A 14,208-nucleotide genomic window follows, 5' to 3' on the forward strand; every position below is an offset into this window, starting at 1 on the left:
ACCTTTGACAAAGCCCGATCAGGCGTAAGCCGGTCGGGCTTTGTCGTTTCTATCTCTCGCATTTCCAAGGAGTTTCATCATGACTGACAACATCAATACTTTCCGTTCCTTGTTCCAGATCGACGTCGCCAAGTATGTCGAGATGAAGGGGCAATTCTCTTACCTGTCTTGGCCGTTCGCCGTGGCCCAGCTGCGGCTGGCTGACCCGACCGCTTACTGGGAGGTGCGGCGCTTTGACGGGCTGCCCTACCTGTCCACCGAACTCGGCTTCTTCGTCGAGGTGGCGGTAACGGTGCAGGGCGTGACCCTGAGCCAGATTCATCCTGTGCTGGATCACAAGAACCGGCCCCTCCTGGCGCCGACACCGTTCGACATCAATACCAGCATCCAGCGGTCGCTGGTCAAGGCGATTGCGCTGCACGGATTGGGTCTGAGCATCTATGCCGGCGAGGATTTGCCGGACTTGAACGAGGGTGGCGAACAGACTAAACCCCCACAAGTGCTGGAGAAGCCGAAGCTGCCGGCCAAGGTTACCCCCTTGCCGGGGGCGGATGGACACCCAGCGCGCAATGAATGGCTGACGGACGCCCAGCTACGTTTCATCAAGAAACTGATTGCCGACACCCACAGCGACACGGATCAGCTACTCGCGTACTTTGGCTTCGAGTCGCTCGACACTATCCCGAAGGCTGAGGCCAGCCGCGTCATCAAGGCGCTGGAATCGAAGCGGAGGGCTGCATGATGAGCGCCATCGTCAAACTGGTTCAGGGCAGCCCGGAATGGCATGCCCATCGTGCCCAATACCGCAATGCGTCGGAGACGGCCATCGTGATGGGCGAGTCACCGTGGCAGACGCCCTATCAGCTGTGGGAACTGCGCACCGGACGGCGGCAGCCGGAGGTCAATGCGGCAATGGCGCGCGGGACGGCGCTGGAGCCGCAGGCGCGGGTGGCCTATGAGCAGCTCACGGGCCACGTCATGCAGCCGCTGGTGCTGGTCGAGGGGGATTACTCGGCCAGTCTTGACGGCCTGACTTTCGAGGGCGATCTGCTCTTGGAGATCAAGTGCCCGGTCAAGGGCAAGGACTCGGTGCTCTGGCAGCAGGTGGCGCAGGGTGAAATCCCGGCGCACTACCGTTGGCAGCTGGAGCATCAGTTCCTTGTCTCGAAGGCACAGACTGGTCATCTCTATGTCTTTGATGGGACCGACGGCATCCTGCTGGAGGTGACGCCCTGCCCTGACCGTTGGCAGGCGATCCACGAGGCGTGGAACGCCTTCATGGAGTGCATCAGGACCGACGCCCCGCCGGGATTGACCGACCGGGACAAGGTCATCCGCAAGGATGGCGAGTGGCAGGCGGCGGCGGAGCAGTATGCGCAGCTGAAGGCTGAAGCGGAGCTACTGGCCAGGCGGCTAGATACCGCCAAGGAGGCACTGGTGGCGCTGGCCAGCCATCCGAGCGAAGCGGGATTCGGGGTGGCCGTCACGCGCTACTGGAAGGCAGGTAGCGTGGATTACAAGAAAGTGCCTGAACTCGCTGGCGTCGATCTCGATGGCTACCGGCAGAAAGGACGGTGGGAGACGCGGGTGACGGTTGGGAAGTGAGTATCTGAGGTGGCGGCCCCATGGCCGCCACCGCTTCCGGCATTGATGGGCAATTCCTACACAGCCCCTACACGAAATCAGGAAAAGAATAAGCCCGACCTTGCGAGCCGGGCTAACCCTTTGATTTCTTTGGTGGTGATGGGCAGAATCGAACTGCCGACCTATGGGTTATGAATCCATCGCTCTAACCGTCTGAGCTACATCACCACGCTTTAAGGGCGCGGATTATAGTTTGCCGGGGCTTGTTCGGTCAACGAGTTTTCCGGTCGGTTATAATGCGCGCCTGTGGCGGTCGCCCGATCGCTGCCTTTTCGGCCCCAGATTCTGCAAAGTAGTTTATCCATGCCCAAAAAACTGTTCATCCGCACCTTCGGGTGCCAGATGAATGAGTACGATTCGGACAAGATGGCCGACGTGCTCAATGCCTCGGAAGGCGTCGTCAAGACCGACAACCCGGAAGAGGCCGACATCATCCTGTTCAACACCTGCTCGGTGCGCGAAAAGGCGCAGGAGAAGGTGTTCCACGACCTCGGCCGGGTCCGCCACCTGAAAAAGGCCAACCCCGACCTGGTGATCGGCGTCGGCGGCTGCGTGGCCAGCCAGGAGGGCGATGCCATCGTCGCCCGCGCGCCTTACGTCGATGTCGTCTTCGGCCCGCAGACCCTGCACCGCCTGCCGCAGCTGATCGCCGAACGCAAGCGCCAGGGCAAGGCGGCGGTCGATGTCTCCTTCCCGGAAATCGAGAAATTCGATTCGATGCCGCCCGCCGAGGTCAAGGGCGCCTCGGCCTTCGTTTCTATCATGGAGGGCTGCTCCAAGTTCTGCACCTTCTGCATCGTCCCCTATACCCGCGGTGGCGAGGTCTCGCGGCCGTTCGCCGACGTGCTGACCGAGGTCGCCGACCTCGCCGCGCACGGCGTCAGGGAAGTGACCCTGCTCGGCCAGAACGTCAATGCCTACCGCGGCGACATGGAAGGCACCGATGAGAAGGCCGACCTCGCGCTGCTGATCGAATACATCGCCGAGGTGCCGGGCATCGAGCGCATCCGCTACACGACCTCGCACCCGCGCGAGATGTCGCAGCGCCTGATCGACACCTACGCCAGCCAGCCCAAGCTGGTGTCGCACCTGCACCTGCCGGTGCAGGCCGGCTCCGACCGCGTGCTGGCGGCGATGAAGCGCGGCTATACCGCGCTCGAGTACAAGTCGATCATCCGCAAGCTGCGCGCCGCGCGGCCCGACATATCGCTGTCGTCCGACTTCATCGTCGGCTTCCCCGGCGAAACGGACGAGGATTTCGAGAAGACGATGAAGCTGATCGACGATGTCGGCTTCGACAATTCTTTCTCCTTCATCTACAGCCCGCGCCCCGGCACGCCGGCGCTGGAGCTCGACGACGCGACCCCGGCCGACGCGAAATCCGCCCGCCTGACCCGCCTGCAGAAGCGCATCGACGAGCAGGCGCAGGTCATCAGCCAGGCGATGGTCGGCAGCGTCCAGCGCGTGCTGGTCGAGGGCGTCTCGAAGAAGGATGCGCGCGAACTGGCCGGACGCACCGACAACAACCGCATCGTCAACTTCGTCGGCAATCCGCGGCTGATCGACACCTTCGTCGATGTCCGCGTCACCGCCGCGCTGCCGCACAGCCTGAGGGGCGAAATTGTCATCCGCGAAGACTAGGCCGGCGCCGAAGAGCAAGCCGGTCGACATCGCGCTCGCTCCGGTCGACAACGTTTTGCTGGCCAATTTGTGCGGCCCGCTCGACGAGAACATCCGGCAGATCGAAACCGGCTTCGACGTCGTCATCAAGCGCCGCAACGAGCGCTTTTCGGTGCTCGGCGAGAACGCCCAGCGCACGGTCGACGCCATCCGCCATTTCTACGCGATGGCGCGCGAGCCCCTGTCGGTCGACGAAATCCAGCTCGGCCTGATCGAACTGCTCAACGCCCCGGTCCGCCGCATCTCGCGCAGCGCGGAAGGGCCGGCCGACGGCCCGCAGCTCGTCACCCGCAAGACCGAGTTGCACGGCCGCACGCCGCGCCAGGTCGCCTACCTGAAGGCGATCCAGGAACACGACATCACCTTCGGCATCGGCCCGGCCGGCACCGGCAAGACCTATCTCGCCGTCGCCTCGGCGGTCGACGCCTTCGAGCGCGACCTCGTCGAACGCATCATCCTGACCCGGCCGGCGGTCGAGGCCGGCGAGCGCCTCGGCTTCCTGCCCGGCGACCTGACGCAGAAGATCGACCCCTACCTGCGCCCGCTCTACGACGCGCTCTACGACCTGATGGGCCACGACCGGGTCAGCAAGCTCTACGAAAAGCATGCCATCGAGATCGCGCCGCTCGCCTTCATGCGGGGGCGCACCCTGAACCACGCCTTCATCATCCTCGACGAGGCGCAGAACACGACGCCGGAGCAGATGAAGATGTTCCTGACCCGTATCGGCATCGGCGCCAAGGCCGTGGTCACCGGCGACCTGACCCAGGTCGACCTGCCCAAGGGACAGAAAAGCGGCCTGCGCGAAGCGCGCGACATCCTCAAGGACGTGCGCGGCCTGGCCTTCACCGACTTCCAGAAGGAGGACGTCGTGCGCCACCCGCTGGTCGCCCGTATCGTCGCCGCCTATGAATCCAGCCAAGCCAAGCCAGCGCCTTAACCTTTCCGTGCAATATGCCTGTAATCGCGCGTGCCTACCCTTGCGGGCGGATTTCGTGCGCTGGGCGCGGGCGGCGCTGGCCGGCGGCGGCCAGGTGACGATCCGCCTGGTCGACGCCGACGAAGGCCGCATGCTCAACAACGACTACCGCGGCAAGGACTACGCGACCAACGTGCTGTCGTTTCCCTACGATCTCGAACCGGTCGTCACCGGCGACCTGGTCATCTGCCCGGCGGTGGTGGCGCGCGAGGCCGCCGAGCAGGGCAAGCCGCTGGACGCCCACTACGCGCACCTGACGGTGCATGGTATGCTGCATTTGCAAGGCCGGGATCATGACAATGACGAAGATGCCGAGGCCATGGAAGACGAAGAAAGGGAGATTCTTGCCGCCTTGGGTTACCCCGACCCGTATGCGGCATAAACATCATGGACAGCGACGGTAAGCCGAGTTTCATCGAACGACTGACCTCCCTGCTGCTGCGCGAGCCGGAAGACCGCGAGCAGCTGCTGGAAATCCTGCACTCGGCCTACGAGCGCAACCTGATGGACGCCGATGCGCTGACCATCATCGAGGGGGCGCTCGCCGCCTCCGACACCCGCGTCACCGACGTGATGATTCCGCGGGCGCAGATGGACGTCATCGACGTCGACGATCCGATCAAGGAGATCGTTCCGACCGTCATCGAGGCCGCCCATTCGCGCTTCCCGGTCGTCAACGGCGACCGCGACAACGTGCTCGGCATCCTGCTCGCCAAGGACCTGCTGCGCATCCACACCGAAGAGAACTTCGACCTGCGCGACTGGCTGCGCCCGGCCGTCTTCATTCCCGAATCGAAGCGCCTCAATGTGCTGCTGCGCGAGTTCCGCGTCTCGCGCAACCACATGGCGATCGTCGTCAACGAATACGGCGGCGTCGCCGGCCTGGTGACCATCGAGGACGTGCTCGAACAGATCGTCGGCGACATCGAGGACGAATACGATTTCGACGAGGCGCACGACAACATTCGCCTCGATTCGACCGGCCGCTACCGCGTCAAGGCGCGCACCGAGATCGAGGACTTCAACGACGCCTTCGCGACCAAATTCTCCGACGAGGAATTCGACACCGTCGGCGGCCTGGTCCTGCGCCAGCTCGGCCGCGTGCCGAAGCGCAACGAGGTCGTCGATATCGACGGCGTGCGTTTCCAGGTGCTGCGCGCCGACAGCCGCCGTCTCTATACTCTGCTCGTCACCCCGCCGCCCAAACCCCAACCCGGTGCCGAAGATTTTACCGGCTGAACGGCCGGTGGCCCGCTTCGTCGTCACCGCCCTCGTCGGCGCGGCCGGCGTGCTGTGCTTCGCGCCGTTCGGGCTGTTCTGGCTGGCGCCTGCGGTGTGGTTCGTCCTCTTTCTTCTGCTGCGCCGTGCCACCACCCGCCGCCATGCCGCGCTCACCGGCTTCGCCTTCGGCCTCGGCTTCTTCCTGACCGGCGTTTCGTGGGTCTATGTCAGCCTTTCCGTCTTCGGCGGCATGCCATGGTGGCTGGCCGGCGTCGCCGCCTTCCTGTTCTGCGCGGTGATGGCGCTGTTCCCGACGCTTGCCGGCTGGCTGTTCAAGCGCCGGCAACCGGCAGACTTCTGGCGGCAGGCCTTGTTCTTCGCCGTGCTGATCGCTGCGGTCGACTGGCTCAGAAGCTGGATTTTCACGGGATTTCCGTGGCTCGCGGTCGGCTACTCGCAGGCGCCGCCCAGCCCGCTGGCGGGCTTCGCGCCGCTGCTCGGGGTGCATGGGCTGTCGTTCCTGGTCGCCCTGGGCGGCGCGCTGCTGCTGCGCTGGCGCCACGGTCTGGCCTATCTGGGCGCGATCGCCGCACTCGGCTTCGCGCTGCAGCAGATCGCCTGGACCCGCCCGGCCGGCGAACCGGTCAGCGTCGCGCTGATCCAGGGCAACGTGCCGCAGGAAATGAAGTTCCGCCCCGAAGCCTTCCTCCGCACCCTGGCGCTCTACCGCGATCTGGTCGCACAGAACCCGGCGCAGCTGACGCTGCTGCCCGAGACCGCGATCCCGGCCTTTTTCGACCAGTTGCCGCCGGCCTACGTCGCCGAGCTGAAGGCCATCGCCGCCGGCCACGGTGGCGATCTGGTCTTCGGCACCCTGACCGGCGACGGCGAGCGCTATTTCAACAGCGCCGTCAGCCTCGGCCGCTCGCCGCTGCAGGTGTACGGCAAGACGCATCTGGTGCCCTTCGGCGAGATGGTGCCGCCCGGCTTCGCGTGGTTCATGGCCTACGCCAGCATTCCCATGTCGGGCTTCGCGCGCGGCCCGGAAAGCCAGCCGCCGCTGGCGGTCGCCGGCCAGCGTGTCGCGGTCAACATCTGCTACGAGGACGTTTTCGGCGAGGAGATCATCCGCGCCCTGCCACAGGCCGGCATTCTCGCCAACCTCTCCAATACCGCCTGGTTCGGCCGCTCGCTGGCGCAACCGCAGCACCTGCAGATCGCCCGCCTGCGCGCCGTCGAGACCGGCCGTCCGATGCTGCGCGCGACCAATACCGGGATGACCGCGGTGATCGCCGCCGATGGTTCTCTGCAGGCCGTCCTGCCGCCCTTCACCCAGGGCGTGCTGAAGGCCGAGGTGCGCGGCTACGAGGGCATGACGCCCTACGCCCGCTTCGGCAATCTCGGTTTCCTGCTGCTCGCCGGGCTCGGCCTGTTTGTCAGCCAGTGGCCGCGCCGCGTCCGTTGAGCCGGCGGCGTCAGGTCGTGCGCAGGCGCAGGGCGGCCTGTTCCAGCCGCTGCTTTTCGGCTAGCACCTTGGACGAATAGCGGCGGTCCGGGTCGTTGCTGGCGCCGGCGAACTGCTGCAGGCCGCGCTCGACGCCGCCGTTGCGGCGGATCGATTCCTTGAGCACCCTGGCACCGACCTGGACGTTGGTCACCGGATCGAGAAAGGCCGCCTGATCAGCCTCGTCGGGCAGCTTGTCCATGTGGAAGCGGGGCATCACCTGCATCAGCCCCTGGGCGCCGACGACGCTCTGCGAGAAGGGATTGAAGCCCGATTCGACGCCGATGACGGCGATGATCAACAGGGGATCGAGATGCAGCTCGCGGCCGACCGCCTGCGCCGTCGCGAAAATCGGCTGCAGGGCCTCGGTCGAGACGCGATAGCGCCGCGACACGTAGTCGAGCGCGCCGCGCATGCGTGGGTTCAGCGAAACGGCCATCTCGGCGGCGGGTTCCTCGACAGCCTCGTCCTCGGCGACGACCGCCTCGTTCGGGGACAGCAGCGCCCTGAGCCCGTCGGTCAGCCCGGCGTGACCCGCCTGCAGGCCGATCAGGCCGACGACGAAAACCAGCCCGGCGACCATCAGGAATTTCTGGGCCAGGACATAAAGGGCGGATGAAACCCGCAGCATCGCGGGGGGGAAAATAGTCGTAGCGAACATGCGACCTCCTTCACTGTGCCGCCGTGAAAAAACTCTTCATCAGCGAACGGTTACCGGGGGTACGACATCGGTGAAAACCAGGGCTGCGGAATCGCCCGAAAGCCGTGCCAAGCGTGTAGTGGCACCGCAAAAACCGATGTTGCACCGCAACATTGATTGCAGTCTATTGATTATATTGGCCTAAGTCAACAATCACGAATTTCGGCCCGAGTAAACGTGTTGCAATACAGCAACTATGCTACCCGGCGCACCGTGCCGTCGCCCCCGTTCACCTCGACCAGATCACCGTCTCGCAAGGCCGCGAAAATACCCGGCAGATTGACCACCGCCGGCAAGGCAAATTCCCGCGCGACGATGGCGCCGTGCGACAGATAGCCGCCGGTTTCGACCACCAGCCCGGCCGCCTTGAGGAAGAGCGGCGTCCAGCCGGGGTCGGTCGACGGCGCGACGAGGATCTCGCCGGCCTGCAGCGCCAGGCCATCGGCGGGATGGCGCAGACGGCGCACCTTGCCGCGCGCGCGACCGGTGCCGGTGGCGACGCCGCAATACACGCCCGCCGTTGATTTTTGCCCTTTTTCGGGGGTCGACCGCAACCGGGGCGACTCGCCCCCGACCGGCGACAAGGCGAACCATTCGCACGGCTCGCTCGCCTGCCAGCGTGCGAACAAACCCGCGCGGTCGGCAAGGCGCGCGCGCAAGCCGGCCGACGGCAGGCGGCCGCTGGCGTAGCGTTCGATCTCGGCGGGCAACAGGTGAAAGATGTCGCCGGCCTGCGTCAGCGCCGCTTCGCCGACGAGCCGTTCGCCGATCAGCAACCACAGGCGGCGCGCGGTGGCGAGCAGGGCGATGATCGCGCTGCGTGCCGCTTCGCGCCGGTTGCTGTCGCGGTTGGCGGCGTTGACCAGGTTGCGAATGAGCGGGCGATACCAGATCGGCAAGTCGCGCCGGATACGCGCCCATGCCGCTTCGGCGGCGGCCAGTTGCCGCGCGCGCATGGCGCCGGTGTCGACGTCGGCCAGCGCCGGCAATTGTTCGAGTAGGCGCTCGGGCTGCTCGCGATAACGCGGGCTACGAAGATAGGTTTCATAATGACCGCGATGCCCGTATTCATCGAAAAAATCCGCGAAGGCTTCGGCAAACGCGGGGTCGTCCTGCGGCCGGGCGGGATTCGCGACGGCGGCGGCCTTGTGCGCCAGCCCGACCAGCGCGTAACCCTGCTGCGCCGTCACGCTCGGCTCGCCGCCGGCCAGCAGCGCCGAGCCGATGGCCGCGCTCTCGCCGGGAAAAACCCGCTCCAGCGTTTCGAGCAACAGGCTCAGGCTGCCGCCGCCCGAGCCCTGCAGGAAAAACATCCCGGCAAATTCGCGGGCCGGCTTGAGCACGCGATGCAGCAAGGCGGTGATTTCCTCCGGGCTTTCCGGCAAGGGAACGTCGCGCAGTTCGCCGGCAATCGCCAGTGCACGTCGCACCTCGGCATCGCCGCGCCGGCCCATTGCGCCGGCCTGACGCACATAGCGCAGCGTGCGTCCGGCGCGGCGCAGGCGCTCGCGCCAGCCGGGAGGCACCGTGGCGATCGCCGGCTGGTGGCCGCCCATCAGGGCATTGAAGCGTTCCGGCGCCAGACCGATGGCATCCCAGGACTCCCACTGCATGACCGAGGCTTCGAGATAGAGCCGCCCGTCGAACAAGCCGGCGCGCTGCACGCCCGGCAGTAGCGGATAGCCGGCAACTTTCCAGCCCTGTTCGAGCAGCGCGTTGCAGCCGCGCCGCGAGAAATTCCAGTCCATCGCCTGCAACGGCTCGGGCATGATTTCGCAGGTATTGCCGCGCGTCCAGATAGCCGGCTGCCCGCGCAACGCATCGTAGGTATGGTGCGGACGGCGCGTCACCGGCCGCACCTGGGTCAGCCAGAATTCCGCCCCGTCCCAAACCCATTCGAGATCGTAGAACGGCGCCACGAAATCGCAGGCGACGGCCGCATCGCGCAGCAGCGCGGCGAGCGCTTCGGCGCTTTCGCGCGCCAGCACCGGCTTCTGCGCCCGGGCTGCCGGCACCGGCTGCCGCTGCGTGCCGCCGCCCGGCGCCGCCACCACCATCGTCGCCTTGCTGCCCGGCCTGACCTCATGCAAGCGCCAGACATCGGTCGTATCTTCGGCGAACACGTACTCGTCGCCGGCCGCCGCGCCGCCGACCAGGCTTTCGCCCAGACCCCAGTTGGCGTGTACGACGATACGGTCGTCGCGCCCGCTGAGCGGGTCGCAGGTAAAGGCGACGCCCGACGACACGGCCGGCAGCAGCGGCATGACGACCACGGCCATCGCCGCCTCCGTCGCGATCCCCATGCGCGCCTGATAGGCTTTTGCCACCGGCGTATCGAGCGAGGCCCAGACCTCGGCCACCGCGGCGCTCAGCGCCGGCATGCCGTGGACATTCAGAAGGGACAGATGGATGCCGGCGAACGATGCCTCGGCGCCATCCTCGCCAACCGCCGACGAACGCACGGCCAGCGGTATTTCGTGCCAGCCGCGGCGGGTCAGTTCGGCCGCCAGCAAGGCATGCAGCCTGGCCGGAAAACACTCGGCCCGCTGCGACGACCAGGCGGCAGGTATCACGAAAAAATCCGGCACCGGCAGGCCATAGCGGCGCAAACGCCCCAGTTGCCTACCCTTGCCGCCGACGCTGGCGGGTTCGGCGGACGCTGCTTCCAGTTCGCCAAGCAGGGAAATCATTGCGGCGCGCCCATCCCATTGACCACCAGGTCGAGCATGCGCGCCAATTCCTCACGCAGCACCAATCCATCCTCGGTCAGCCAGCGCAGCAAGGTGCCAAGATGCGCGAACTGCAAGTGCATGACCAGCAGTTCCAGCGGCAAATCCGCGCGGAACTCGCCCGCCGCCTGCCCCTGAGCGACGAGTTCGGCAAAGATGCGATCCATGCCGCTGCGCTCGCGCCCTTCGCCGGGAAGCCGGGTGTCGGTCAGGCGGAAATGCACATAGGGCAGCAGATACGCACGCCGGCTTTCGCACCACGCCGCCTGCAATTCAAGAAAGCGCCCCAGCCGCGCCCGCCCGGGCGCCAGCCGCGCCAGTTCGTCCTGGATCGCCGGCCAGGCGGTGCGCAATTCGCCGTGAAAGACATGGCGCAACAACGCCTCCTTCACCGGAAAATGGCGATAGAGCGTCACCTTGGAAACATCGGCGACATCGGCGATGCGCTCCATCGTCACCGTTTCGTAGCCGTCCGACTCAAAAAGCGCCCAGGCAGTCGCCGCGAGATGGTCGAGTTGCTGCGTGCGCTTGCGCTCGCGGCGCCCCGGTTGACCCGCATCATCCCTGTTCATGCCAAGCACCCAGTTAATTAACTTCGTATATTATTGAACGTCGTTAACAAATTTTCAAGCTTCGCCGCTATGCACTGCCAGCCTGTCCAAAACCAAGTAAAATCCAAGGCTTTCCGTCATATCGAGTGCGTCCGATGACCACCAGCAAGAAACCGACTTTTCAGGAAATCATCCTGCGTCTGCAGGACTACTGGGACAAACAGGGCTGCGCCCTGCTCCAGCCCTATGACATGGAAGTCGGCGCCGGCACCAGCCACACCGCGACCTTCCTCCGGGCAATCGGCCCCGAACCATGGAAGGCCGCCTACGTGCAGCCGTCGCGCCGCCCGAAGGACGGCCGCTACGGCGAGAATCCGAACCGCATGCAGCACTACTACCAGTACCAGGTGGTCCTGAAGCCGGCGCCGGACAATATTCTGGAGTTGTATCTCGGCTCGCTCGAAGCCCTCGGCTTCGACCTCAAGAAGAACGACGTCCGTTTCGTCGAGGACGACTGGGAAAACCCGACGCTCGGCGCCTGGGGCCTCGGTTGGGAAGTCTGGATGAACGGCATGGAAGTGACGCAATTCACCTACTTCCAGCAGGTCGGCGGCATCGACTGCAAGCCGATCACCGGCGAAATCACCTACGGCATCGAGCGTCTGGCCATGTACCTGCAGGGCGTCGAGAACGTCTATGACCTGGTGTGGACCGACGGCCTGACCTACGGCGACGTCTACCATCAGAACGAGGTCGAGCAATCGACCTACAACTTCGAGCATTCCGACGTCGACTTCCTGTTCCACGCCTTCGGCGCCCACGAGAAGCAGGCGCAGCACCTGATGGGCGCCCAGCTGGCGCTGCCTGCCTACGAACAGGTGCTGAAGGCGGCGCACACCTTCAACCTGCTCGACGCCCGCGGCGCCATTTCGGTCACCGAGCGCGCCGCCTACATCGGCCGCATCCGCAACCTGGCGCGCAGCGTCGCCCAGAGCTACCTGGAATCCCGCGCCCGCCTCGGCTTCCCTATGGCGCCGAAAGCCTGGGCTGCCGACGTCCTCGCCCAGATCGAAAAGAAAGCTGCCTGACATGTCGTCCAAGAATCTGCTCGTTGAACTGTTCGTCGAGGAACTGCCGCCCAAGGCGCTGAAAAAGCTGGGCGAGTCCTTTGCCGCCGCGCTCGCGGCCTCCCTGAAAACTGCCGGTCTGGCGCCGTCGACCGCAACCGTCACCGCCTTCGCCTCGCCGCGCCGCCTGGCCGCGCATGTCACCGACGTGCTGGCCGTCGCCGCTGACAAGCCGGTGGTGCAGAAGCTGATGCCGGTGGCCGTCGGCATCGACGCCGCGGGCAATGCGACGCCAGCCCTGCTCAAGAAACTCGCCGCCCTCGGTGCCGACGCCGCGGCCGTCGCCGGCCTGCGCCGCGAGAGCGACGGCAAGGCCGACATCCTGTTCTACGACAGCCTGGCCAGGGGCGCGACCCTGGCCGAGGGCCTGCAGAAGGCCGTCGAGGCCGCACTGGCCGCGCTGCCGATTCCCAAGGTCATGACCTACCAGTTGGGCGACGGCTGGGATACTGTCAATTTCGTGCGCCCGGCGCATGCGCTGGTCGCCCTGCACGGCGCCGACGTCGTGCCGGTTTCGGTGCTCGGCCTGAACGCCGGCCGCGCGACGCAGGGCCACCGCTTCGAGGCGGCGGTCGATCCGGTCGTCTTCGCCGACGCCGACAGCTACGCAGAGACGCTGCGGCGCGACGGCGCCGTGATCGCCTCCTTCGCCGAGCGCCGCGCCGAGATCGCCCGCCAGCTCGCGGCGGCGGCCGCCATCGCCGGCGGCCGGCCGATCGACGACGACGCGCTGCTCGACGAAGTCACCGCGCTGGTCGAACGCCCGAACGTGCTGGTCGGCCAGTTCGAGGCCGAATTCCTCGCCGTGCCGCAGGAATGCCTGATCCTGACCATGAAGGCCAACCAGAAGTACTTCCCGCTGCTCGACGCCGCCGGCAAGCTGACCAACAAGTTCCTCGTCGTCAGCAACATCAGCCCGGCCGACGCCAGCGCGGTGATCGGCGGCAACGAGCGCGTCGTGCGACCGCGCCTGGCCGACGCCAAGTTCTTCTACGACCAGGACCGCAAGAAGACGCTGGAGTCGCGCGTCCTCGGCCTGGCCAAGGTTGTCTACCACAACAAGCTGGGCACCCAGGGCGAACGCGTGCAGCGCGTCTGCGCCATCGCCCAGGGCATCGGCCTGCAGCTGGGCGGCGAAGCGCTGGCCGTTCAGGCCGAACAGGCCGCGCTGCTGGCCAAGGCCGACCTGCTGACCGACATGGTCGGCGAGTTCCCCGAACTGCAGGGCATCATGGGCCGCTACTACGCGCTGCACGACGGCCTCGCCGCCGATATTGCCGACGCCATCGAGGACCACTACAAGCCGCGCTTCGCCGGCGACAGCCTGCCGCGCGGCCTCGTCGGCACCCTCGTCGCGCTCGCCGACAAGCTGGAAACGCTGGTCGGCATGTTCGGCATCGGCCAGATTCCGACCGGCGACCGCGACCCCTTCGCCCTGCGCCGCCACGCGCTGGGCGTCATCCGCATGCTGAGCGAAGGCAACCTGAATCTGCCGCTCAACGAACTGTTGACCGCATCCGCCAGCGTGTTCGCCGCGGTCGACGGCTTCAAGCCGGCCGAATCGGCGCTCGCCGACTTCATCTACGAGCGCCTCGCCGGCAGCCTGCGCGAGCAGGGCTACACGGCACAGGAAGTCGATGCCGTGGTCTCGCAGCGCCCACAGCGCCTGGGCGACATTCCCAAGCGCCTGGCCGCCGTGCGCGCCTTCTCGGCCCTGCCCGAAGCCGCCGCGCTGGCCGCCGCCAACAAGCGCGTCGGCAACATCCTGAAGAAGGTCGAGGACAGCGTCGACGCCTGGGTCGATACCGCGCTGCTCAGGGAGCCGGCCGAAGTCGCGCTGCACGCGGCGCTGGTCGACGTCGTGCCGCAGGCCGACGCCGCCTTCGTCACCGGCGACTACAGCGAATCGCTGCAAGCGCTGGCCGCGCTACGCGCGCCGGTCGACACCTTCTTCGACGACGTCATGGTCAATGCCGACGACCCGGCCCTGCGCGCCAATCGTCTCGGCCTGCTGGCCACGCTGCACGCAGCGATGAACCAGGTCGCCGACCTCTCCAAACTGTCCGCCTGAGA

Annotated in this window: 12 protein-coding genes and 1 tRNA gene; 9 read left to right on the plus strand and 4 right to left on the minus strand. The window is 66.2% G+C overall.

The genetic code is table 11. The features are described from left to right. The first annotated feature begins 79 nt into the window (after window positions 1-79). Window positions 80-742, plus strand: coding sequence for a DUF1071 domain-containing protein (locus GH660_RS03305; protein ID WP_153145134.1), 663 nt, complete (start codon window positions 80-82; stop codon window positions 740-742). Further along, window positions 739-1,605 carry a lambda-exonuclease family protein gene (locus tag GH660_RS03310; RefSeq protein ID WP_153145135.1) on the plus strand — a complete coding sequence of 289 codons (867 nt, stop codon included), beginning with the start codon at window positions 739-741 and terminating at the stop codon, window positions 1,603-1,605. Before GH660_RS03305 ends, GH660_RS03310 begins: the two co-directional genes overlap by 4 nt. Window positions 1,606-1,735: 130 nt before the next feature. On the opposite strand, the gene GH660_RS03315 is transcribed toward GH660_RS03310, so the two are convergent. After that, window positions 1,736-1,812: transfer RNA gene (locus GH660_RS03315), tRNA-Met, on the minus strand. Between the two features lie 135 nt (window positions 1,813-1,947). On the opposite strand from GH660_RS03315, the gene miaB reads away from it, so the two are divergent. The 5 genes from miaB to lnt are packed head-to-tail and all read left to right on the plus strand — an operon-like array spanning window position 1,948 to window position 6,989. Then, window positions 1,948-3,285 carry a tRNA (N6-isopentenyl adenosine(37)-C2)-methylthiotransferase MiaB gene (gene miaB / locus GH660_RS03320; RefSeq protein WP_153145136.1) on the plus strand — a complete coding sequence of 446 codons (1,338 nt, stop codon included), beginning with the start codon at window positions 1,948-1,950 and terminating at the stop codon, window positions 3,283-3,285. Continuing rightward, entirely contained in the window at window positions 3,266-4,264 is a 999-nt protein-coding gene (locus GH660_RS03325; protein WP_153145137.1) for a PhoH family protein, read from the plus strand. The genes miaB and GH660_RS03325 overlap by 20 nt, the downstream gene beginning before the upstream one ends. Beyond that, on the plus strand, window positions 4,233-4,685 hold the full coding sequence (gene ybeY / locus GH660_RS03330; RefSeq protein WP_153145138.1) for an rRNA maturation RNase YbeY: 453 nt from the start codon (window positions 4,233-4,235) through the stop codon (window positions 4,683-4,685). The genes GH660_RS03325 and ybeY overlap by 32 nt, the downstream gene beginning before the upstream one ends. 5 nt (window positions 4,686-4,690) lie before the next feature. Beyond that, a complete protein-coding gene (locus GH660_RS03335) occupies window positions 4,691-5,542 on the plus strand; it encodes an HlyC/CorC family transporter (RefSeq protein WP_153145139.1) in 852 nt (283 codons plus the stop codon). 7 nt (window positions 5,543-5,549) lie between these two features. Continuing rightward, complete coding sequence (gene lnt, locus GH660_RS03340) at window positions 5,550-6,989, plus strand: apolipoprotein N-acyltransferase (protein ID WP_228276342.1); 1,440 nt, start codon at window positions 5,550-5,552, stop codon at window positions 6,987-6,989. 10 nt (window positions 6,990-6,999) lie between these two features. Here the strand turns inward: lnt and GH660_RS03345 are convergent, their stop codons facing one another. The 3 genes from GH660_RS03345 to GH660_RS03355 all read right to left on the minus strand — a co-directional run bounded on the left by GH660_RS03345 (window position 7,000) and on the right by GH660_RS03355 (window position 11,029). Further along, the gene (locus GH660_RS03345; RefSeq protein WP_153145141.1) at window positions 7,000-7,689 is read right to left on the minus strand and encodes a transglycosylase SLT domain-containing protein; all 690 of its coding nucleotides are present in this window, start codon (window positions 7,687-7,689) and stop codon (window positions 7,000-7,002) included. 233 nt (window positions 7,690-7,922) lie between these two features. Continuing rightward, window positions 7,923-10,418, minus strand: coding sequence for a PEP/pyruvate-binding domain-containing protein (locus tag GH660_RS03350; protein WP_153145142.1), 2,496 nt, complete (start codon window positions 10,416-10,418; stop codon window positions 7,923-7,925). After that, window positions 10,415-11,029 carry a TetR/AcrR family transcriptional regulator gene (locus tag GH660_RS03355; protein WP_153145143.1) on the minus strand — a complete coding sequence of 205 codons (615 nt, stop codon included), beginning with the start codon at window positions 11,027-11,029 and terminating at the stop codon, window positions 10,415-10,417. The genes GH660_RS03350 and GH660_RS03355 overlap by 4 nt, the downstream gene beginning before the upstream one ends. A gap of 134 nt (window positions 11,030-11,163) precedes the next feature. On the opposite strand from GH660_RS03355, the gene glyQ reads away from it, so the two are divergent. Both glyQ and glyS read left to right on the plus strand, forming a co-directional pair. Then, a complete protein-coding gene (glyQ, locus tag GH660_RS03360; protein ID WP_153145144.1) occupies window positions 11,164-12,096 on the plus strand; it encodes a glycine--tRNA ligase subunit alpha in 933 nt (310 codons plus the stop codon). A 1-nt stretch (window position 12,097) separates the two neighbouring features. Next, window positions 12,098-14,206, plus strand: coding sequence for a glycine--tRNA ligase subunit beta (gene glyS, locus GH660_RS03365; RefSeq protein WP_153145145.1), 2,109 nt, complete (start codon window positions 12,098-12,100; stop codon window positions 14,204-14,206). Window positions 14,207-14,208 lie beyond the last annotated feature (2 nt).

Origin of the sequence: Dechloromonas sp. H13, from assembly GCF_009469615.1 — a bacterium.
Taxonomy (GTDB): domain Bacteria; phylum Pseudomonadota; class Gammaproteobacteria; order Burkholderiales; family Rhodocyclaceae; genus Azonexus.